The following is a 21869-nucleotide window of genomic DNA, read 5'->3' on the forward strand; positions in this document are numbered from 1 at the left end:
TATTTCAAATCGAAAATCTTTATCCCTTTTTAAGGAATTGGACCTATTTTTCATCTTTAGTTAACAGATTCTTTATTTTTATTAATTTACTTTATTTACACTCTCCCCAGAAAAATAAAGTTTTAAGTTATTTATTGCTATTTTTAACAATCTTTCTCTTGATTCTTTTGGTGCCCAAGCTATGTGAGGTGTTATTATGCAGTTTTTAGCTTTCAAAAGAATATTCTCATCTAAAATAGGTTCTGTTGAAGCAACATCTGCAGCATAATATCCTATTTTCCCATTTTCTAAATACTTATACACATCACTTTCTTTAGCTAACTCTCCTCTTGAAGTATTAATTAAAATAACTCCATTCTTCATCTTCAAGATATTTTCCTCACGTATAAGTTCTTTAGTTTGAATTGTTAATGGACAATGAAACGTTATTATATCCGATCTCTTTAGTAATTCATCTAACTCTACTCGATATTTTTCTGAATCTTTATTTGAATATCGGTCATAAACTAAAACATTCATTCCAAAAGCCTTAGCTATAGGAATATTTTCTTTCCCTATATTCCCAGCTCCAACAATCCCTAAAGTTTTTCCCTCTAATTCGATTAAAGGATAGTCCCAAAAACAAAAATCTTTTCTTTTTTGCCATTCCCCAGATTTTACCTTCAAACTATGATCCCAAACATGATGAGCTATCTCTAATATTAATGCAAATACAAATTGAACAACAGCCTTTCTACTATACCCAGGTGTATTTGTTACCACAATCCCTTTTTCTCTTGCATACTCTACATCAACAATGTTATATCCAGCTGCTAAAACACCTATATATTTTAAATTTTTACAAGAATCTATAACAGATTTATCTATTCTAGTTTTATTTGTAAATATAATTTTACTGTCCCCTATTCTTTCTAAAACTTCCTCAGGAGAAGTTCTGTCATAAATAACAACCTCTCCCAAAGTTTTCAATTCATCCCAACATAAGTCACCAGGATTCAGTGTATACCCATCTAAAACAACTATTTTCATATATTAACTCCTTTTAAAAAACACATATTAAATCCTCATCTATATTTATGTGATGACCACTGTAAACTCCTGGAATTGTCTTTTTACACTCTTTGGCAACTTTAAGTAATTTTTTAAAATCAATTCCTGTATCTATATTCACTTTGTCTAGCATATAAACAAAATCTTCTGTTGATAAATTTCCAGATGCTCCTGGGGCAAACGGACATCCACCCATCCCTCCTATCGAAGCTTGAATGTGCTTAATTCCACTTTCTATTGCAACATAAGAGTTCAGCATCCCCATATTTCTTGTATCGTGAATATGTATATGAAACTCTATATTTGGAAACTTCTCTAATAAATTTTCTACAACATTTTTCACTTGAGTCGGATTTGCAACTCCAATTGTGTCACATAAATTTATTGTTGTTATTCCTATTTTTACAGCTTTTTCTACATATTTTTCAAGTTGCTCATAAGTAACCTCTCCATCAAATGGACATCCAAATACTGTAGCTGCGTCTAAATTTACATACATCTCTGGAAACTCTTCAATAATTTGTTTTAACTCTTCAAAAGATTCATCCACACTTCTATTTACATTGGCTTTATTATGTCCCTCCGAAACAGAAATTACATAAGTTATTTCTCTCAAGCCTATATCAAAAGCTCTCTTTGCTCCTCTATAATTAGGAACCAACGCAAAAAATCTAATATCTTTATATTTCTCTAAAAAGTATTTAACAATCTCTTCAGCATCTTGCATTTGTGGTATATGTTTTGGAGAAACAAAAGATGTTAGCTGCATTCTTCTCATTCCTGCATCTATTAATTTTTCAATTATCTCTTTCTTTTTATTTGTTGCTATAAATTCTGTTACATTTTGAAATCCATCTCTCGGACCTATCTCTATTATCTCTACTTCATTTCTGTAATTCATTGTCACTCTCCCTAAATAAAAAACTTAAAGTATTCCTAAAAAAATTCCGAATAATACCATCACAAAAGATATTATAAGTAGATATTTTAAGCTGAATTTTATATGATCTTTCAACTCTACTCCAGCTAAACCAATCGCTAAAAAAGTTGTTGGTACGCATGGATTTATTACTGTTCCAACGTTTTGTCCTATCAACATGGCTAACGCTATATTCTTTGGACTAATTCTGAAGTTTCCAACTGATTCTATTACAACCGGAACAAACGAATAATAATATAAATCTGAACTGAAAGCGATTCCAATCGCACTTCCTAAACTTCCCAAAACTCTACCTATTTGAGGTAAGAGAATTGTCGGAAATATATATATCAAAATATCTGCTAACGATTTAGTCATTCCACTTTCTTTAAATATTCCTAAAAATACTCCTGCTGCTAAAAATGTCCCCGCTGTGTTAAATGCTACAGCTGCATTTTTTTCTATGACTCTAACTTGATCCTTTCCATCGCTAAAATTCAACAATAAAGCCATACCGGTAGCAATTAAAAATATAAAATAGCTAGGTATTTTTGAAAATCTAATCATTAACAATATCGTAATTACTGTTAGACAAAAATTTTTACCCCAAGATAACCAATTGATTTTGTAAATATTACTTGACCCTTGACTTTCCTCATCTGCAACAGTTTTTAAACTCTCTATTCTTTTTTCTTTATTACCAAAATATATCGCAAATATAATTACCACAAGACTTCCAACTATTTGAAGTGGTAAAACCTCTTTCCACAACTCTTGAGGGGTTACCTCCACTCCAAAGCTTTGTAAAACTACAGAGGTTCTTATAACCGTTCCACCCCAAGGAATCATATTCCAAACTCCTGTTATTCCTCCAATTATTGTCAACATCGATAAAATATTCATTTTAAATTTTTTATAAATAGGTAACATAACTGGAATAGTTACTAAATATGTTGTTGCTGTAGCTCCATCTAATTGACCCACAAGAGCAATCAATGCTGTTGAGATATAAATCAAAATTTTATTTTTTCCTGAATATTTAACTAAAAAACTTATTATTGGATCGAACAATCCTTTCTCATTCATAATTCCAAAATAAATTATAGAAAACATAAATAAAATAGCGTTATTCATTGTCAATTTAACACCGTTTGTTGCCCAATTGACAACTTCAACCACTTGATAGCTCTTGCTTCCTAAAGAGACAAAAGTATCTGTAAACAAAACTACTCCTAAAACAGCTATAAAAGGAAATATTATAAACGCTACAATTGGAGAAGTTTTATTTTTTAATAGGCAAATAGTCATTACTACTAACATCAAAAATGCAACTATGGATAAAATCATTTTTTTCCCCTCTTCTTAGAAAACTTTTTCTTCTTTCAGTTTTAAAATTGTCTCCTCATCTAATTTCAAAATATTTTTTAATACTTCATCTAAATGTTCACCAAGAAGTGGAGCAGGCGTCTTTATTACAGCTGGTGTCTCACTAAACTTTAAATGATTTCCAGTTAGCTTCATTTTTCCAGCTATCGGGTGTTCAACTTCAACAAACATCTCTCTTGATAATACATGCGGATCTGCTACAACTTTATCTATCGTATTTATCGGTGCCGCAGGGATTCCTTTTGCCAATAACTTTTCAACTGTTTCATCAATCTCTTTATCTTTTAACCAATTTTCAATTATAGGCTTCAACTGAGCATGATTTTCAACTCTTTTAGAATTTATTACAAATCTTTCATCTGTTTTCAAATCTTCTCTTTTCATTATTTCAGTTAACAATCCAAAAAGTTTATCGTTTCCACAGCCGATTACTAAACTACCATCTTTCGCTTTAAATGAGTCATAAGGATATACAGATTCATATCTATTTCCTATTTTTTCTGGTATTTTCCCGCCAACTAAGTATATTTGTGTAATTATTTCCATAGATGATATAACCGAATCCACTAAAGCAACATCGACTTTTTGTCCTATTCCTGTCTTATTCTTATGATTAAGTGCACCTAAAACTCCAATAGTAACACTTAATCCTGCTAAAACATCTGCCATAGCTGTTCCTGTTCTTGTTGGTTCTCCCCCTGGCCATCCTGTAGTACTCATCAATCCTCCAACAGCTTGCCCTATGATGTCATATCCAGCTCTATTTTTATAAGGTCCTGTATGACCAAAGCCAGAAACACATCCATATACAATTCCAGGGTTTATTTTTTTTAAAGTTTCATACCCTAATCCTAACTTTTCCATTGTTCCAGGTCTAAAATTCTCTAACAAAATATCAGCATCTTTTAAAAGATCAAAAAATATTTGTTTTCCTTTTTCACTTTTTAAGTTTAAAGTTATTCCTTTTTTGTTTCTGTTTAAATTCATGTAATAAGCACTTTCTCCATTTACAAAAGGAGCAAAACTTCTACTATCATCCCCTTTCCCAGGAACCTCTATTTTTATTACTTCAGCTCCCATGTCAGCTAAAAGCATTCCACAATAAGGTCCTGCTAACACTCTTGTTAAATCTAAAACTCTAACTCCACTTAATGCACCCATTTATTACCTCCATTTTATTCTAGTCGACTAGTCGTCTTGATTTTAATATATACTACATAACTGATTCTTTTGTCAAATTTTTTTTATTTGTTGACTAATCATAATTTTAGAATATACTTTAAGTATAATAAATTTAATTTAAGGAGATCTTTCTTATGAAATTACTAGAACCTGAGAAAAATGAAAGTATCAAGCAGAACATTTATAGGAATTTGAAATATAATATTATGTCATTAACATTAAAACCAGGAGAAAAAATAAGCGAAAGCGAATTACAAAAACTATTTAATGCAAGCAAGTCTCCTATCAGAGAAGCCTTAGCTAAACTAAAAGAGGAAAATCTTATTGATGTTATCCCCCAAAAAGGAACTTTTATATCTAAAATTAATCTAAAATTAGTTGAAAGTACACTATTTATAAGAAAAGTTGTCGAAAATGAAGTATTATTTTTAGCAAAAACTTCCAAAAAAGATAAATTAGAATTTATTAAAAATTTAGATAAAAATTTTTTGGAAATGAAATCAATTATTTCTATCTGCAAAAAACCCGAAAACCTTTTAAATCTATTTGATCTTGATAAAGAGTTCCATAAAATTATTTTTAACTTTATTGACAAAGCAGAAGTTTGGGATATAATTTCTTCTTCGAGCACACATTATGAAAGATTTAGAGTTCTTGAAACTCCTGAGCTAAATAACATTTTATTCATCTTAGAACAGCATCAAAGAATTATCGACCTACTAAAAGGTACAAATGATGATAATATATCTTCTATAAGGGATTTACATGTAAAAAACTTTACAAACTCTTTCGAAAACCTAGTACAAAAATATCCAGATTATTTTTTAAAATAAAAAAAGGAGCTAAATCAGCTCCTTTTTTTACTCTTTAAAAAACTATAACCATAACATTTTCATCTGGTCTTTGATCATTTGATTTTCTATTTACTTTTCCGTTGGTTATCCAGTCAAATAAAAATTTAATATGTGCCTCAGAATTTCTAATACATTTTCTAGTTCCTTCAACCGTTCCCAAAGTACCATCTTTCTGCTCTAAGAAAAAATCTCTATTTATATTTTCTTCAAAATCGATAGGGGTTCCATGAATATATCCTCCACCAGAAAATCTGATTGCATATTTCGCTAATCCAGCCAACCTTCCATACTGGTCAGTATAAAACATCTCGTATTTAGCTACCGGAACTATAAAATTTCCTTTTGGCGTTTCAAATCCTAAAGTACTTTCTAATCCAGTTTTATTTAAAGTATAAGATATTAGTTCCCACTCTTCATTTTTATTTTTTTCAAATATTCCTTGATTTTCATTTTCTAAATCTATAACTATAACTTTTTTGAAATTTGAGTTAACCACGGGATTTCTTGACAAAACCCTCTTATGAACTTTTAATGGTTTTTCTGGAATTGAAAAAACATTCACATATGCGTAGTCTCCCTCTAGCGATTCTATCGACATTAAGGATCTATCAGGGATATATATTATTTCATCTCCATACATTCCCACAGCATTCTGATCTGCTGAAACTCCATATTTATCTTTCAATCGATTCATATTTTCATTTTTAGGATTTGGAATATATGTATTCGTTGAAACTAACTCTTTACCTAATTTTGCTTCACTTTTAAGGAAGTTTGATAAATCTTCAACTTTTTTATTCATTTTTTCAAATCTAAATTTTCTTATCGAAACTAAATTAGCAGAAACATAACCTATTACACTTTCTCCTGTCGTAGTTTTTATGGAAACTTTATACCAGTCATTTTTTCCAACTTTTATTTTTTCTAAAACTTTCATTTTGGTATTATATGGTAATCTCATAATTTCTTGAGAATTAATTGATGAATCTTTTCTTATTGGAGCATCTATTGTTTTTACAAATACATAGTTTAAAAACTCTGGTTCTGATTCATTATTTTTTATATTGACCTTTACACCAAGAGGTATTACTTCAGTGTATTTTTCTAACATAAGTTTTGATTCTGCATACAAAGTAGTCATAAAAAAAATATTGATTATTATAAGTTTTAAAATCTTAATCATTTTAACAACCCTAAATTATAAGTTAAAAATCTCTAAATATTTTTCTATAACTTCTTTAGGTTCAGCTCTTTTAGTATAATCGGCATCTATATATGCATAAACAATTTCTCTAGAAGAATTAACTATATATGTAGCTGGTATTGGCAGTATTCTATCCTTATTTCCTTGTGATTCCTCTAAGTCAATTCCAAATCCTTTATATACCTCTTCTATTGTCTCAGTGATATCAAATGCTAAGTTTAATTTTTTAGCAAGCTCATTATTAATATCTGAAAATACTTTAAAATTCAAGTTCGCTGTATCCACTGAACTATCTGGTTTTTCTGGAGATATTGCAATCATATTTACTTCTTTTTTATTTTGAAGTATTTTATTATAAGCTGCAAGCTCTAAATTACAATAAGGACACCATGTTCCTCTATAAAAACTTATTATGCTTGGTTTATTGTCTAAGATTTTTACCAACTCAACCTCTTCACTTAAGCTATTAAGTAATTTCGAATTTTCAATTTTATCCCCAACATTAAACGCTCTTTTTTCTACATCTTCGTTTTTTAAGTTTTGTGTTGCCTTTAACATCTTCGTCAATGTTTCCGGGGCAACTCTCTCTTTTGTTGCTTCTCTTCTTTCAGCTAATTTTTTTTCAAGAATTTCCATTTCAATCACCCCTTTTATAACTCACAAGCTGTTTTTTTTGATTTATTTACAAATTCCTGAATTTTATCTGTTCCAACGTAACTCTTTACCCCATCAATTTTACAAACTGTTACCAATGTTGGAACTGCTCTTACTCCATATTTAATTCCTAACTCTTCATTCTCCTCTATATCTTTAATTAGTAAATCAGAGGTATCTTTTAAAATTTCCTTTGCTGTTATACAGTGCTTACATGTTTTTGAAGTTAATAAAATTTTTTCCATTTTTTGCCTCCTAAGATTTAAATTTGTTATGCTCTTAGGATAATATAAAAAAAAATTAAAAACAACTAGTCACTATTTTGTTACCTAGTTACAATTTAGTTTCTACTTATATTTTCTTCAAATTTACAACCGAAAGCTTTCATGTCTACTAAAATTGGTAAAAGTTCGCTTCCACACTCAGTTAAATAGTAATATGATTCAACACTATTTTCTTTATAAACCTTTCTATTCTCAACAATTTTATGTAAAATAAGAAGATTTAATTGTTCAATAAGAATTTTTTTGCTACATCCCAAAACTCTTTGTAATTCCCCTAATCTCATCTCTCCATCTCTTAATTTAAAAAGTATAGTAGGAATCCATTTTTTGCCTAGAATTAGTGCTGTTAATTCAACAGGACAGTGATCTATTTTTTTTATTTCCATAAAATCTCCCCTCTTGCATCTTAATATTTTTTATTAAATTACTCTAATATTATCCTCATTATAGCCATATATCTCAAGTCTGTCAAAAATAATTTCGAACAGTTACAAAAAAGTAACTAGTTTACATTGTTTCTTAATTTGTGATATGGTAGAATCAAAAAGGAGTTGAGCTTTATGAAAAAAATTTTAATATTTAGTTTTTTAGTTTCTGCTATTTCTTTCGCAAACGAATCTATTGGTATTGGAAAAAACGAAAGATACGGTTATGAAATAAAATTGAAGGTTGAAAAGGATTCAGATGGCAAAATTAAAGATATTCAAGTTTTAGAAAATAATACAAAAAAAAGTATTTCACAAAAAGCGATTCCTGAATTAATCAAACGAGCTAAAACTAATAATTCTGCTGATATCGATTATGTTTCTGGTGCAAGCTATACATCCGATGTCTTTATCAAAGCTTTAAGTGATGCTTTAAAAAAATAGGAGAAAAAATTTATGAGAGAGATAACTTGCCCTTTAGAAGCTGTTTTTTTTATTTTAAGAGGAAAATGGATTCCTATTATCTTGTGGAGAATGAGATTAGGAAATCAACGTTTAACCGATTTAAAAAAAGTTATAGTTGGATGCAATGAAAAAATGTTAATACAACACTTAAATGATATGATTGAGTACGGTCTTATTGAAAAAATTGAGTATGATGTTTTTCCTAAGCACACTGAATATGTTTTAACCGAATTCGGAAAAGAGTTAATTCCCACTCTTGCAAAATTTCAAGAGCTAGGAATAAAATATTTGGGAAAAAATATTTAATACTAACAAAAAAGTGAGTTATTCATTAATAATCAAAAAAATGTTAACATAAAATCAATCTTAATACAAAATATTTAAGGAGGAGATTTTATGAAAAAAGAAATTATCACAAGTATTTTTGTTACAAGTATCTCTGCTTTTGGATTTAGTTTAGAGAGCTCTGGAGTTGAAAATGGTTTTATTAAAGAAAAGTATGGTAAATTTGGCTCTCAAAATATAAATGGAATGCCATCTCTTTCACTGCCTTTAAAATGGAAAAACTCACCTAAAAATACAAAATCTTTTGCTCTTGTTATGCAAGATTTAGATGCTATCCCTGTTACAGGTTTTTCTTGGATTCATTGGGTCGCTATTATTCCAGGAAACTATAACGAATTAAAAGAAAATGCTAGTTTAGAGGATAAAAATATTATTCAAGGTGTTAACAGTTGGGTTTCATCTATGGGAGGCCTATCTAAATCTGAAGCTTCTCATTTTGGAGGACCTGCTCCTCCTGATAAACCGCACACTTATAATATAACTCTTTATGCTTTAGACAAAGAAATTTCTTTTACAAATGGATTTTATTTAAACGATTTATACAAAGAGATGGAAGGGCATATTTTAGAAAGTGTCACATTAAAAGCTGATTACCGAAACTAATTATGCTATTAAAAACCATAAGGAAAGTCTTATGGTTTTTTTATTAAATATTTTATTTTTATAAAAATATTAAGAAAACTTTAGTTTATATAGTTTTTTATATTCAAAATTATCAACAATATTTTTTTATATTGATATTTAACTGAAAAAATTTTTTTATTAAATATTTTAACTTTTAATTCATTGCTATGATTACAGTAACAACTAAATTTAAGTTATTTTGAAGTTTAGTTGAAAAATTTTTGGAGGGGATTTAATGAAGTTTAAAGGATCAATTGGATTAAGTTTTTTTCTTTTAGCATCTTCTCTTCTTGCTAAAGAAGTAGTTGTGGCTCCTATTGTTGAAACAACATCTGAAGTTGTAACTGAAGAATTAGTTCTTGCTAAAGAAGTATCTATGATTCCAACAGAACAAATGTCATTCAAACCATCTGGTAGCTTCGGATTACAGTTAAAGTATTATGGACAAACTGAAGGTAGTAAGGCTGGGGAAGGAAAATGGAATAATAACAATGAATCTATGAGAGCACAATACTTACTAGATTTAAAAGCAACTGAAAAGACAAGAGTTCAATTCAGATTGAGAGATTATCAAGCTCTTAATTCAGAAAAAGAAGGGGATTTAGGTAGCGATAAACGTCTAAGAGTTTATCATGCTCATAACGATTTATTTACATCATTCTTTGAATACAGAGGTGCGACACGTTTCGTGGTGAAAAGTCACGACATGCTAAAAGTAGCTTAATCTTTAGCGAAATAGTAGAGAACTTTATTTCCGAAAGATGAAATGAGAGAGTAACGTCTTGAAGCATCTTCTCTAATACTCCGGCATGCATAGGTTGTACTATTTACAACTCTTTGTATGAAGCCCGGTGAAGTCAGTTGAAAACTTTCTTTAGAATTTAGTGTTCGTTTCCCGACGACTATAAAACTTATAATTAAAATATTTAATATACACTGTCCATGTCTTTTTGTATTTTATATATATTTTTAGAAAGTTGATAAACTGGGAGTGGAGCTCTATATGGTGAGTATGCAAGTTCCTTCACACTTGCTGACAAAGTTACGAATTAAAGAGTCTAGAATTCAAAATATAGTGATATATTTAATGTGGCGCTTTCCCATTTGTTTTATTAAGTACATATGTAAGTGAGGATTAGTAAGAATCTCTGTTATGAAAATCCTTGTTTTGTTATAGGCAATTCCAAGCTTACAGGCTCATAGTAACCACCTAAGTAGAGTTATATACATAGGAAATAAGGAACGTGGAAAGCAGAATACAACCATTTATATAAATTGTGGTTGGTAGATATAAGTGTTTTAACGAAATTCTTTTGATTCTGTGAGAGTAGGGGCATAGTACCTATGAAACCATGATAATAAGTGGTGGAGGGATGGCCCCAAGTCAATTTTTTTAATTTTATAGGTTTTATGCTAACTACTACTTTTAATGATTAAAAAAAATTGATGGAACGCCGTATGCGGTGAAAGTCGCACGTACGGTGTGGAGCAGGGGAAAAGATGGAGATAATATCAAATTCTTACCTATTGCTATAATTAGTTAATGATGTAAAAAGATTTACTTATGAAGGAAGATTTCAGTTAGTTGACAGATTGGTTGGTGCACCATTTACAGATTTCAAAATCGCACCTGGATTTAGACATACTATGGCTAAAGATAACGGTGGTGGATACTCTAATAGAGCTATTTTGAACACTTACACTTTCATGAAACTACCTCTTGGTATTGGATTTGAAAATAATCTTTATTTGAGACAAGACTTTTACAATCATGATTTTGAAAAAGCTCCTAATCAATATGAAGATAAAGAGTTCGCAGTAGACTTCGAATCATATATCTACAAATCATTCCCACTATACGAAATGAATAAAGTTGCCTTTTCTTTAAATTTTGAAGGTGGATATGACCCGTATACATTTAGACAATATGAACGTTACGCAATGAAAGATGGTGTAGCTAAATATACTGATAAAAACTCGTACTCTTTATATACTTTAGTTGATGTATCTATGGCTTATAAAATTACTGATGCTGTTACATTAACTACTGGTATTGCTGCTGAATATAGAAACTGGGATATTGAAGAAGAAAGTCGAGCAAAAAATTGGAGATGGCAACCTCAAGCATTTGCCATGTTAGAAACAAAATTTTAAATAACTAAATACTCCCTGCCAACTTAACTTTTGGCAGGGATTTTTATAAAAATCAAAAAGAAAGGAGGATCACTATTTTGTACAATCTAGTCTTAAACGAACTTGAAAAAACCTTAAAAAAATATGACATCAATCAATATAATCTATATACTAAGATTAGTTTTCTATACGAATTTTTAAATAAAAAAACAGATAAAAATTTTAAATTAGAGATTTTGGATATTTTTTATAATTTGAAAAATATGAATAATTCATCCTTAGATATCGAGACTTTTCTAAGAACTCATTACAAAGATAAATCTATCAACATCCTCTTTATATATCTTTGGTATAAAATTTTAAATAAAAATTATAATGAACAGACTATTTTTCAAAAAATTGAAACTGATTATAAAAATAGTAGCGAATATCGAACCTTTAAATTAAATTTACCTAAAATAAATGAAGTAATTGAATTACAAGACATCGCTTTTGACGAGATTGTGAATAATTCTAATCAGATTCTAAGTAATAAAATCGAGTTTACTAGCAATGAATTCTTTGATTTTGTTGAATTGGAATATAATTCTATCTGTCAAAAAATTGAAGTTTATAACTCAACCAATGAAATTATTGTTAGAATTTGTATTGAAGGATCTCTTTTTTATAGCCACAATAACTCTTCTGAACATGTTCTTTTAAAAAAAGGAGATGTATTTATTGTAAATCAATCTATTTTGAACGATGCAACTTTTTTAACCGAACAATGTAAGTTACTAATCTTTAAAATAAAAAGTCCATTTATTTTAAAAATTTTAAATACAAAATTTAAGAAAAATTCTATATCTCTAATAACGCTATATAGAATAGAACTTCTATTAAATGATTATGAATCTACTGAAAAGGATATTTTTCTTCTAAAAATTCTTTCAAACATTTTAAACCACCAACATGTCGAATCTACAGTGGATTCTTTTTACTGTTGCGACTCACAATTCAATGAAATCATTAAATACATTGATAATAATATCGATAAAGGATTAACAGTCAAAACTCTGGAAAAAAAATATAAAGTTTATAATAAAATTTTAAATGATAAATTTAAAAAATATTTAAATATACTTCCTTCTGAATATTTATTAGAGCAAAAATTATTGAGAGCTGCATTGATATTGAAAACAACTAATTATAAGATAAACTATATTTCAGACACTCTCTCTTTTACTTCAGCTAATAATTTTACTGTCAGCTTTAAAAATAAATTTGGCTTAACTCCTCTTAAATATAGAAATAAATATCTTTGATAGAAAAATTGCTCCCTTTACACTGATTAAAATTTATTTAATCAGTGTAAAGGGAGCTTTCTTATACATTAAGTGTATTTATTTTTTAATTTTAAAACTATTACTGTTAAAGGAAGAATATATAAATATAATGAGTATGGTATTATTTTATATGCTGGAATATCCAACATTAATGCTGGAACAGCTATTGCTATATTCCAAGGTATTAATGGACTTAATATTACACAACTATTTTCTATGTCTAAAGCTAATTCTTCATTTGAAAATCCACTTTTTTGATAGATATCTTTCATAATCTGGGATGTTAAAAGTATGGATGTCGATTGGCTTGAACTCGCTGCAGCTGTTATAATTGCAACAAAAATTGTATATAAATATATCTTATACTCATTTTTGAAGCTTCCTATTCTTTCAGAGAAAATCTTTAAAGCCCCTAATTTATCAACTAAATTTACTAAACCACAAGAAAGCAATGCCATAACCATTGCTGTTCCCATTGAAAATATACCACCTCCCTTTACTATATTAGACAATTCATTTTCAACAGGAAGCTTAAACCCATAAATCAAAGTTTCAAAAATATAAAGTATATTTCTGTCTCTATTTTCTTGTAAAAACCATCCTAAAATTAAACTTAAAAGAATACTTATAAATATTGTATACTTAATATTTTTCTTTAAAAGACACATTATTATAAGATAAACTAATGGAATAAATACTAAAAATTTAAGATAAAAATTTTGTTCTAATAAAACTAAAATATCATTTTCTATAAATCTTACATCTATATCCTTTCCAAAATAATAATATACTCCTAAAGTGATTAGATAAGGTATGATACAGGTTCTAAACATTCTTCGCACATTATCATATATATTTGTTTGTGTTAAAATAGACACAAAATTAGCACTCGATGACATTGGAGATCCTCTATCACCAAAATAAGCTCCTGATATCACACTTCCTGCAACTATATATAAATCTAATCCGATTCCTCTAGCTAATGATACCATCACCAAGCCAATTGTTCCAACAGTTCCAAAAGAGCTTCCAATTAAAAACGAAAACAAAGATGTTATCAAAAAAGAAAATAGATAGAAGTAATTTGGTTCAATAATCTTAATTCCATAATATATTAAAGCTGGAATTGTTCCCGAAATAAACCAGCTAGCTGATAGGGCTCCTAATAAAGCAAATATCAAAACCAATAGATATGATTTTTTTGTTCCTTCTATAACTATTTCTAAGCTCTTTTTCAATGTTTCAAATCTTTTTATTGAGAAGAGTAAGGTTCCTAAAAAAATCATTGATAATACAATCAATAATGCCGATTGTGTTTTAAAAGAATATACTATTGAAATAACAATAAAAAATAGATGAAGCATCTAATCCCCCTCCTTCATTCACTAATTTATAATTTAATATTTTCAGATGAAATACTATATATATAATGTAACATCTCTTCTTCTTTATAAATTTTGATAAATTCACCCTCAAGTTTCATCCCAACTCTTTGTGCGACTTTAGAAGATTTAATATTTTCAGGTCGAATTTGAGCTATAACCTTATTTACTTTTAGAATATTAAATGCATAGTCTATAAATACTTTTACAGCCTCTGTAGCATATCCATTCCCCCAATATTTTTTATCTATAATATATGCAACTCCAACATTTTTTTCTCCACCTATTTCTTCTATTAAAGGTCCCATAACTCCAATAAAATCACCTGTATTTTTTTGAATAACAGAAAAATAACTAAATCCTTCATTTTTATAACGAATTTTATTTTTTTCTATCCATTCTCTTGTTTCATCTTCAGAAAACCCATGTCCCCAAGCATACATAATCTCTTCATCTTTTAATATTTTATGAATTTTATTAAAATCCATATCAACAATCTTTCTAAATTTTAACCTTTCACTTTCTACTATGTATTCGTTTTTTAAATCCATGAATTTCTACCTCCTAGAAATTTAATCAATTTATAAGGTATAGTATCACGAATTAATCTGAAAACAAATATTTAGATTTAAATTTAAGATAAAAAATAGAGGGATTAACGCCCTCTATTAAAATCTATTAAAAATTAACTAGTTTACTTTGTCTTCATAAAGTGGACCTGGATTTTGCATCATTTCATAGTGCATTTGCATCATCTTTGTTTCGTTTGTCGCTCTAATATGAGCTATATCTCTATTTAGTTGCTCTACCTTAGCCCAATCAATCTTATCTTGAGTTAATGCTTTTGATATCTCTAGTTCTTTTTCTTGAATTGCAATTTTTTGCATCTGCATATCTTTTTTCATTTCAGGTGTCATCATCTTTGAAGTCATCATACCTTTTCCTCCAGCTCCCATCATAGGACATTGGCACGGCATTCCACTTTGCATCATCGGCATATTTTCCATTTTTCCGCCCTGCATCATACCACCCATTTGCCCTGCTGAAAATAGTGATGTTGACAATAAAACTGTTCCTAATATAAATAGTTTTTTCATTTTTTCCTCCTATTACTTTTTAATAAGAAAATTTGCCTTAAAGGCTTACAAGAACTTTACAAACTTTAATATCTCCTTCCTTCTTTCATTATAATAAATCTTTTTACTATTTTTGAATAAGCAGTCAAATTTCAGAAAAAATATATAGTTTTTTTTATTAAAATAAAAAAACTCTTTTATTTTTACATTTAATATAGTATCTTATATTAAATATTTTTATCAAAATAAAAAAAAGAAAATAGGAGTTTTTATATGAAAAGAAGAGAAAGATACATTATTAGCGGTTTAGTCATGTTCTTATGTATGGGAACTATCTATTCATGGGGAGTATTCCAAACCCCTTTAAGACAAACTTTAGAAACACTTTATGGAGAACCTGTTTCTCCTACTTTGGCAAGCATGCCATATACAACATTTTTATTTTGCTATGCATTTTCAATGCCTGTAGCTGGTTTATTTATTAAAAAAATCAATCCAAAAATTTTGGCTATAGCTGGTTCACTTTTAATATCTTTAGCTTGGATTTTGGCTTCATATGCTAAAAGTATTGAGTTTATAATTTTAACCTACGGGATTTTAGGTGGAATCGGCGTAGGAACTGTTTATGGGATTCCTATGGCCGTTGTAACAGAATGGTTCCCTGATAAAAAGGGATTTGCAGTTGGATTAACACTTTTAGGTTTTGGACTTTCACCATTTATTACAGCTCCTTTAGCTGGAGAATTAATAATTAAATTTGGTGTCTTTTCTACCTTTAAAATCTTAGGAATAGCTTTTGCTGTTATACTTACACTTTTATCTTTAACCTTAAGGTTTCCAAACAAAAGTGAAATAGTTGTAACTACACAAAAACATGAAGATTTAGGGTTTGATATCGGTCCTAAAGATATGCTTAAAACTACAAAATTTTATGCACTTTGGAGTTGCTATGCTATTGGAGCCTTTTCTGGGCTTTTAGCAATCGGAGTTTCAAGTTCATATGCTCAACAAGTGATTGGAATCTCTCCACTAAAAGCAGCATTTTTCACATCATTCTTTGCTATTTTTAACGGAATTGGAAGACCATTATTCGGAGCTATTACAGATAAATTAGGTTCTAAAAAAGCTATTTTAATATCATATTCATCAATTATTTTTGCAGCGGGATTATCTTTAACTTTTAAAGGTAATATTATCGCCTTCGTCATAGGTTTCTCAATCTTATGGTTAAATTTGGGTGGATGGTTATCAATAGCTCCTGCATCAACTGCAAATATTTTTGGAAAACCTCATTATACTGCAAACTACGGAATACTTTTCACAGCTTATGGTATTGGAGCTCTATCTCAAGGGTTTATTGGCGGATATTTTAAAGAAACTTTTGGATCATACATCTATATTTTTTATCCTGTTATTGTTGCTTGTATTTTAGGAATATTTATCTGCTTAATTTTTCTTCGAAATAAAAGTGTCAAAGGTTAACAACCTTTGACACTTTTACTTTTCTATCCTTATTATTTCTCCTGGCTTTTTTAAGCTATAACCATCTAACTCAGATATTTTTCTTTTAAAGAAATCAGATTTTAAAAACTCTATGAAACCATTAATCTTATCACTATTTTTTATTTTAGGATTAACTAAAAAATCGTACTCCTCTTCAGATATTGAGATAAAATCTAAATCTGCTATTTTAGCAGCCTCCATTATTCCAAGACCAACATCAGCAGTTCCATTTTTTATAGCCATCGCAACATCTAAGTGTGTAGATAACTCATAATCATATCCTACAATCTCTTCTGAATCGATCTCTTCTTTTTTCAAAAAATAATCTAAAAGTATTCTTGTTCCTGAGCCTCTTTGTCTATTTACAAATCTAACTTTTTGAGAAAAAATATCTTTTATATTTTTTATTTGAAGAGGGTTTCCTTTTTGAACCATTATCCCTTGAACTCTTCGAACACCTTTTATCAATAACATTTCTTGATTCGGGAAGTATTTTTTTATAAACGAAATATTGTAAACTCCACTCTCTTCATCCAACATATGAATTGGAGCTATATGGGCATTTTCCTGTTTTATAGCCAATATACCACCAAGACTTCCAACATGTGTTGAACAAAGCTTTATAGAATCCCCTATCAAATCCATGACAACATCATGACTTCCAATTGATATAAGATTATCATCAATCTCTTTTATAGGTTTTAAAAGTCTTACTTTAACTATCTCTCCAGCCCCTAATCCTTCTACAGCTCTTGGGATTTCCAAAATTCCATCAGCTTTTGATAAACTTGTCGTAATTCCAGCTCCTCTAGAAAGAGGCATAGCTATATACCCATTCTCCCCTTTATGTATAGTTACTCTCACAAGCTCTTTGTGCTTCAAAGATGAGTTTATATTTTTCCCCAACTTTCCTTCAATATACTTTGTTTCAGAAGAAAGTTTTGTCATATTTTCTAAAAGAGGTTTTAAAAATATATCCATCGCTAAATATGCTGATACAGGATACCCTGGAATTCCTATAACTGGTTTTTCATTTATCTTTCCCAAAATTGTTGGCTTTCCAGGTTTTATTGCTACACCATGAACAACAACCTCACCAAGCTCACTAATAATATATTTTGTGTAGTCTTTGCTTCCTGCCGATGAACCAGCATTTATAATTACTATATCGTACTCTTTTGAAAGTTCATCCAATCTTTTTTTCATCTCAATTGGATCATCCTTCAATCTATCTTTAATTTCTGGAACTCCTCCCCACTCTTTTATTTGAGCTGAAAATATATATGAGTTACAATCTATAACCGATCTCTCTTTAAACTCTTCTTTGAATATATCAATAACTTCATCTCCCGTTGGAACAATTGCAACTTGAGGTTTTTTATATACTTCAATCTCCTTTATCCCTCCTGTTATTAAAGCTCCTAAATCTTGAGGTGCTATTTTATGATTTGATTTTATCAACATATCTCCCGCTATAATGTCTTCTCCAATTGGCCTTATATGTTGCCAAGGCTTAGCATTTTTAATTACTTTAAACTCTCCATTTTCTAACTCAATAAGTTCCTCAATCATAACAACACAATTTCCACTTTTTAAATCTAAAGAATTCCCTGTATTGACATATCTAAAATCACTCTCTTTTAAGTAAACTGGAGTTGTTTCTGTTGCTGATTTTATTTTTTCTGAAAATATGAATATTCCATCCATTGCACTTGCTGGATAAGTTGGAGAACAATAGTTTGCAAAAACAGCCCTTGAAGTTACCCTTCCAACAGAATCTAGAACTGATATTTTTTCACTCTCTAAATTCAAAGATAAACTAGATAAATATCTATTTATTGCTTCGTCTACATCTATGTTATCTATATAAACATTTCTCTCAATCATTTAGTATCACCTCTACCACTTCACCTTTATAAAATCCTTCTTTATATTCTGGAATAATAATTATTCCATCACATTCTAATAGAGGTCTTATCATAGACGACTTGCTCGTAACTGGATATATTTTAACTTCTCCATTTACAACTTCTAATTTAGCATTTATAAAACATCTTTTTCCAGAATCACCATAAATATTTTGAGCTAACTCGCCATATACTTTAACTCTATCTCTATTTAAAAAAGTTGGTTCAATCAAAGCTTTAAAAACCGTCACTCCTGATTGAGGATGACCAGGCATACCAAATACAAATTTATCTTTGCACTTAGCAACTATAGTTGGTTTTCCAGGCTTTAAAGAAAGCCCATGAATAAATACTTCTCCACCAATTTTCTCCAATGCCGCAACAGTAAAATCCCTCATACCTACAGAACTTCCACCAGAAATTAAAACTATATCCGATTTCTCAAGAGCACTCTCTAACTTTTTAGACAATAACTCTAAATCATCTCTCACTAAAAATGTTTGAACAACTTCTCCAAACCCTTCTTCGATCAATGCTGAAAATATATGTGTATTTATATCATAGACCTCTCCAAGTTTTAAATCCTTTCCTAATTCTACAATCTCATCACCTGTTGATATTATCGAAAATTTAAGTTTTTTATAAACTTTAACTCTAGATTTTCCTATTGAAGAGAGTACTCCGATATGACTTGATTTTATAATCTCACCTTTTCTTATTAAAATCTCATCTTTTGTCACTTCAGTACCTTTTAAAATGATATTTGAGAGTTCTGAAACTCCTCGATTCACAAGTATCTCATCAGCCAAATTTTCACAATCTTCAATCATAACCACGGCATCTGAACCCTCTGGTAACATTCCTCCTGTAGGAATATACATACATTCTCCAGATTTTAAAAATATGTCCGTCTTCTTCCCCATCTCTCCCTCTCCTATATACGTTAAAGGAATTGGTGAAAACTCACTTGCTCCAAATATATCTTTTGCTTTTACTGCATATCCGTCAACTGTAGATCTATCAAAGGACGGAATATCTATTTCAGAAAATATATCCTCTGAAAGAACTCTATTTAAACTTTTCCATAAAGGTATCTCCTCTATCTCAATAACTTTATCTATTCTTTTTTTTATCTCATTTATAGCCTGATCTAAGGTAATTGTTTTAAAAAAATTCATTCCTCCTCTCCTTTTATATTTTTATTCTCTCTTCAAATGTATATATTATAGGTTCATTTTTTCCAACTCTTCCAATTAAGCAAATACCTAACTTTTGAGCTAACTCTACTGCAAGGCTACTTGGAATACTTATTGTTGCTACAACTGGAATCTTTGTTGAAACAGCTTTTAAAACCATATCCAAAGATAATCTTCCAGTTGTAGTTATAACTGAATTTCTCAAATCAAAATCTTTATCTAAAGCAGCACCAATAACTTTATCCACAGCATTATGTCTTCCTATATCCTCTCTTATAACAATCTCTCCTTGTAAATTACCAATAGCTGCACAGTGCATTCCTCCACTTTTTTTATACATCTCTGCTCCATCTAACATTTGAATAGCAACTTTTTTTAATCTGTCTAAAGATACTTCACCTGAATAATCTACTCTTTCCTTCTCCATAATTTTTTCATCAAAAAGAGCTCCGCTTCCACAGCCACTTAAAACAACTTTTGGAATTGTAAAAAGATCCTCCCTTACTTCTGAATGAGTACATGCCACAATAAGTTTTGCATCTTTGCACGCTCCAATACTTTCTAATTCCTCTTTACTTTTTATTACTCCTCTTGTATAAAGATGACCTAGCGCTAAGTCTTCTAAATCATAAGGTGAGCACATAAATGTAACTAATTTTTCTGTATTTACTCTTAATTCTATTGGTGCTTCGTCACATACATTAATTTTTTTTGACATATATCCCTCTTTTTTCCAAAATATTTCCTTCATCAATTTCAAAAATAGCATCACTTATTCTTAATGCTTGCTCATAATCATGAGTTATTATGAGAATTAGTTTCCCTTCATTTTTCATTTTTACTATTATATCTTCTACTAAGGCCGTGCTCTTCTTATCTAGACTCGCTGTTGGCTCATCTAAAAAAGCTATTTTCTTATTATAAAGAACTGTTCTTATAAATTGAACTTTCGCTTTCTCTCCACCTGATAAAGTTGAAATTAATGAAGTTTCTAGCTCTGATATTCCAAAAATTTTTAGAAACTCTCTAATTTTTGAAATCTCTATCTTTTCATCTCTCAATTTAAACGGCTCTATCAAATTATAAGCTACACTCCCTTTAAAAAACATTGGTTCCTGACTACATAAGATTACCTCATTCATATCTATTTCAATCTTTCCCTCATCGGATGTTAAAATCCCTGCTAAAATATTTAATAGTGTACTCTTTCCTGCTCCGTTTCTTCCTATTAAAGAATAAATTTTTCCCGTTTCTAGAATTAGCTCTGGAATATTTAAAATTAATCTATTGTCATAAAATTTTTTTAAGTTTTTAATTTTTATCATCTAACTCACCTTTTTTATAAGTATATTCAATGAAAAAGATAGTAAAAATAAAATTAAAGCTATTATAAGAGATGTATTATAATTTCCCATTGAAGTTGAAAGAGCTATATACGTTGTCATAACTCTTGTAGAACCTTTTATATTTCCACCTACTAGCATAACAGAACCGACCTCTGATATTCCTCTAGCAAAAGCTATTAAAAAAATACTTAAAAATCTTGTTTTTAGCTCTCGAAAAAAAACTTTTTTCAGTTGTGATTTTGGTATGTGTAAAATTTTACATGTCGTTAAAATCTTCACTCCGTCTCCCTCTAACACTTCAGAGCAAAGAGTTACAACAAGCGGTAATAGCAGTAAAAACTGAGCTATCACTATTGCTGTTGGTGTAAATAATAAATTTAGAGGTCCCAATAGTCCTCTTCTTGAAAGTAATAAAAGTACCAACAATCCAAAAATTATCGTTGGTACTCCTGTTAAAGCTCTAAAAAAATCTAGTATCTTTTTATATAATCTGTCTCTTCTAAAAAACAGCCATAAACTTATAAAAAAACCAACAATTGAGCTAAATATACTTGCGGTTCCTGTCAAAACTAAAGATAGTAAAACTATCTCTAAAATCTCAGCTTTCAC

At 29.4% G+C, this 21869-nt stretch carries 24 protein-coding genes; 8 read left to right on the plus strand and 16 right to left on the minus strand.

All coding sequences use genetic code 11. The annotated features are described in order from the left end of the window. Window positions 1–81: 81 nt before the first annotated feature. From L992_RS07445 to L992_RS07460, 4 genes are read right to left on the minus strand one after another with little or no spacing between them, the layout of a single operon-like run. Complete coding sequence (locus tag L992_RS07445) at window positions 82–1029, minus strand: D-2-hydroxyacid dehydrogenase (RefSeq protein WP_047382069.1); 948 nt, start codon at window positions 1027–1029, stop codon at window positions 82–84. A gap of 13 nt (window positions 1030–1042) precedes the next feature. Next, window positions 1043–1951 carry a hydroxymethylglutaryl-CoA lyase gene (locus L992_RS07450; RefSeq protein WP_047382070.1) on the minus strand — a complete coding sequence of 303 codons (909 nt, stop codon included), beginning with the start codon at window positions 1949–1951 and terminating at the stop codon, window positions 1043–1045. Between the two features lie 24 nt (window positions 1952–1975). Beyond that, entirely contained in the window at window positions 1976–3316 is a 1341-nt protein-coding gene (locus L992_RS07455; protein ID WP_047382071.1) for an SLC13 family permease, read from the minus strand. Window positions 3317–3331: 15 nt separating this feature from the next. Beyond that, entirely contained in the window at window positions 3332–4516 is a 1185-nt protein-coding gene (locus L992_RS07460) for a CaiB/BaiF CoA-transferase family protein (protein WP_047382074.1), read from the minus strand. 155 nt (window positions 4517–4671) lie between these two features. Between L992_RS07460 and L992_RS07465 the strand changes: the two genes are divergently transcribed. Next, window positions 4672–5370, plus strand: coding sequence for a GntR family transcriptional regulator (locus tag L992_RS07465; protein WP_047382076.1), 699 nt, complete (start codon window positions 4672–4674; stop codon window positions 5368–5370). A gap of 34 nt (window positions 5371–5404) precedes the next feature. Here the strand turns inward: L992_RS07465 and L992_RS07470 are convergent, their stop codons facing one another. The 4 genes from L992_RS07470 to L992_RS07485 all read right to left on the minus strand — a co-directional run bounded on the left by L992_RS07470 (window position 5405) and on the right by L992_RS07485 (window position 7919). Further along, window positions 5405–6574, minus strand: coding sequence for a L,D-transpeptidase family protein (locus L992_RS07470; protein WP_052191693.1), 1170 nt, complete (start codon window positions 6572–6574; stop codon window positions 5405–5407). Window positions 6575–6589: 15 nt separating this feature from the next. After that, the gene (locus L992_RS07475) at window positions 6590–7231 is read right to left on the minus strand and encodes a peroxiredoxin-like family protein (protein ID WP_047382078.1); all 642 of its coding nucleotides are present in this window, start codon (window positions 7229–7231) and stop codon (window positions 6590–6592) included. A gap of 14 nt (window positions 7232–7245) precedes the next feature. Then, on the minus strand, window positions 7246–7494 hold the full coding sequence (locus L992_RS07480; RefSeq protein WP_047382080.1) for a thioredoxin family protein: 249 nt from the start codon (window positions 7492–7494) through the stop codon (window positions 7246–7248). A gap of 95 nt (window positions 7495–7589) precedes the next feature. Continuing rightward, entirely contained in the window at window positions 7590–7919 is a 330-nt protein-coding gene (locus tag L992_RS07485) for a helix-turn-helix domain-containing protein (protein ID WP_052191694.1), read from the minus strand. Between the two features lie 174 nt (window positions 7920–8093). Here L992_RS07485 and L992_RS07490 point away from each other — a divergent pair, with 174 nt between their 5' ends. The 6 genes from L992_RS07490 (at window position 8094) to L992_RS07515 (ending at window position 12829) form a co-directional block, all read left to right on the plus strand. Then, complete coding sequence (locus L992_RS07490; RefSeq protein WP_047382082.1) at window positions 8094–8402, plus strand: FMN-binding protein; 309 nt, start codon at window positions 8094–8096, stop codon at window positions 8400–8402. A gap of 12 nt (window positions 8403–8414) precedes the next feature. Next, window positions 8415–8729 (plus strand): helix-turn-helix domain-containing protein, encoded by a 315-nt coding sequence (locus L992_RS07495; protein ID WP_047382085.1) that lies wholly within the window; start codon window positions 8415–8417, stop codon window positions 8727–8729. 90 nt (window positions 8730–8819) lie between these two features. Next, on the plus strand, window positions 8820–9371 hold the full coding sequence (locus L992_RS07500; RefSeq protein WP_052191695.1) for a YbhB/YbcL family Raf kinase inhibitor-like protein: 552 nt from the start codon (window positions 8820–8822) through the stop codon (window positions 9369–9371). Window positions 9372–9627: 256 nt separating this feature from the next. Continuing rightward, window positions 9628–10116: a hypothetical protein gene (locus L992_RS07505; RefSeq protein ID WP_047382086.1), complete on the plus strand. Its 489-nt coding sequence runs from the start codon at window positions 9628–9630 to the stop codon at window positions 10114–10116. Between the two features lie 869 nt (window positions 10117–10985). Continuing rightward, window positions 10986–11546, plus strand: coding sequence for a hypothetical protein (locus L992_RS07510; protein WP_052193939.1), 561 nt, complete (start codon window positions 10986–10988; stop codon window positions 11544–11546). Between the two features lie 77 nt (window positions 11547–11623). Beyond that, window positions 11624–12829 (plus strand): helix-turn-helix transcriptional regulator, encoded by a 1206-nt coding sequence (locus L992_RS07515; protein ID WP_047395387.1) that lies wholly within the window; start codon window positions 11624–11626, stop codon window positions 12827–12829. A gap of 68 nt (window positions 12830–12897) precedes the next feature. On the opposite strand, the gene L992_RS07520 is transcribed toward L992_RS07515, so the two are convergent. The 3 genes from L992_RS07520 to L992_RS07530 all read right to left on the minus strand — a co-directional run bounded on the left by L992_RS07520 (window position 12898) and on the right by L992_RS07530 (window position 15329). Continuing rightward, on the minus strand, window positions 12898–14214 hold the full coding sequence (locus L992_RS07520; RefSeq protein ID WP_047395390.1) for a Na+/H+ antiporter NhaC family protein: 1317 nt from the start codon (window positions 14212–14214) through the stop codon (window positions 12898–12900). Window positions 14215–14240: 26 nt separating this feature from the next. Then, window positions 14241–14783: a GNAT family N-acetyltransferase gene (locus L992_RS07525; protein ID WP_047382092.1), complete on the minus strand. Its 543-nt coding sequence runs from the start codon at window positions 14781–14783 to the stop codon at window positions 14241–14243. Between the two features lie 138 nt (window positions 14784–14921). After that, on the minus strand, window positions 14922–15329 hold the full coding sequence (locus L992_RS07530; protein WP_047395393.1) for a hypothetical protein: 408 nt from the start codon (window positions 15327–15329) through the stop codon (window positions 14922–14924). Window positions 15330–15581: 252 nt separating this feature from the next. On the opposite strand from L992_RS07530, the gene L992_RS07535 reads away from it, so the two are divergent. Further along, window positions 15582–16790, plus strand: coding sequence for an OFA family MFS transporter (locus tag L992_RS07535; RefSeq protein WP_047382110.1), 1209 nt, complete (start codon window positions 15582–15584; stop codon window positions 16788–16790). Between the two features lie 15 nt (window positions 16791–16805). Here the strand turns inward: L992_RS07535 and L992_RS07540 are convergent, their stop codons facing one another. Genes L992_RS07540 through L992_RS07560 form a run of 5 tightly spaced genes read right to left on the minus strand, consistent with a single transcriptional unit; the run spans window position 16806 to window position 21869 of the window. Beyond that, window positions 16806–18698 (minus strand): molybdopterin biosynthesis protein, encoded by a 1893-nt coding sequence (locus L992_RS07540; RefSeq protein WP_052193940.1) that lies wholly within the window; start codon window positions 18696–18698, stop codon window positions 16806–16808. After that, window positions 18691–19896, minus strand: coding sequence for a molybdopterin molybdotransferase MoeA (locus tag L992_RS07545; protein ID WP_047382112.1), 1206 nt, complete (start codon window positions 19894–19896; stop codon window positions 18691–18693). Before L992_RS07545 ends, L992_RS07540 begins: the two co-directional genes overlap by 8 nt. Before the next feature lie 13 nt (window positions 19897–19909). Beyond that, window positions 19910–20632 carry a formate dehydrogenase accessory sulfurtransferase FdhD gene (fdhD, locus tag L992_RS07550; RefSeq protein ID WP_047395396.1) on the minus strand — a complete coding sequence of 241 codons (723 nt, stop codon included), beginning with the start codon at window positions 20630–20632 and terminating at the stop codon, window positions 19910–19912. Beyond that, window positions 20616–21239: an ATP-binding cassette domain-containing protein gene (locus L992_RS07555; RefSeq protein ID WP_052193941.1), complete on the minus strand. Its 624-nt coding sequence runs from the start codon at window positions 21237–21239 to the stop codon at window positions 20616–20618. The genes fdhD and L992_RS07555 overlap by 17 nt, the downstream gene beginning before the upstream one ends. Beyond that, window positions 21240–21869 (minus strand): ABC transporter permease, encoded by a 630-nt coding sequence (locus L992_RS07560; RefSeq protein WP_197053401.1) that lies wholly within the window; start codon window positions 21867–21869, stop codon window positions 21240–21242.

The organism is Cetobacterium sp. ZOR0034 (genome assembly GCF_000799075.1).
Classification (GTDB): Bacteria; Fusobacteriota; Fusobacteriia; order Fusobacteriales; family Fusobacteriaceae; genus Cetobacterium_A.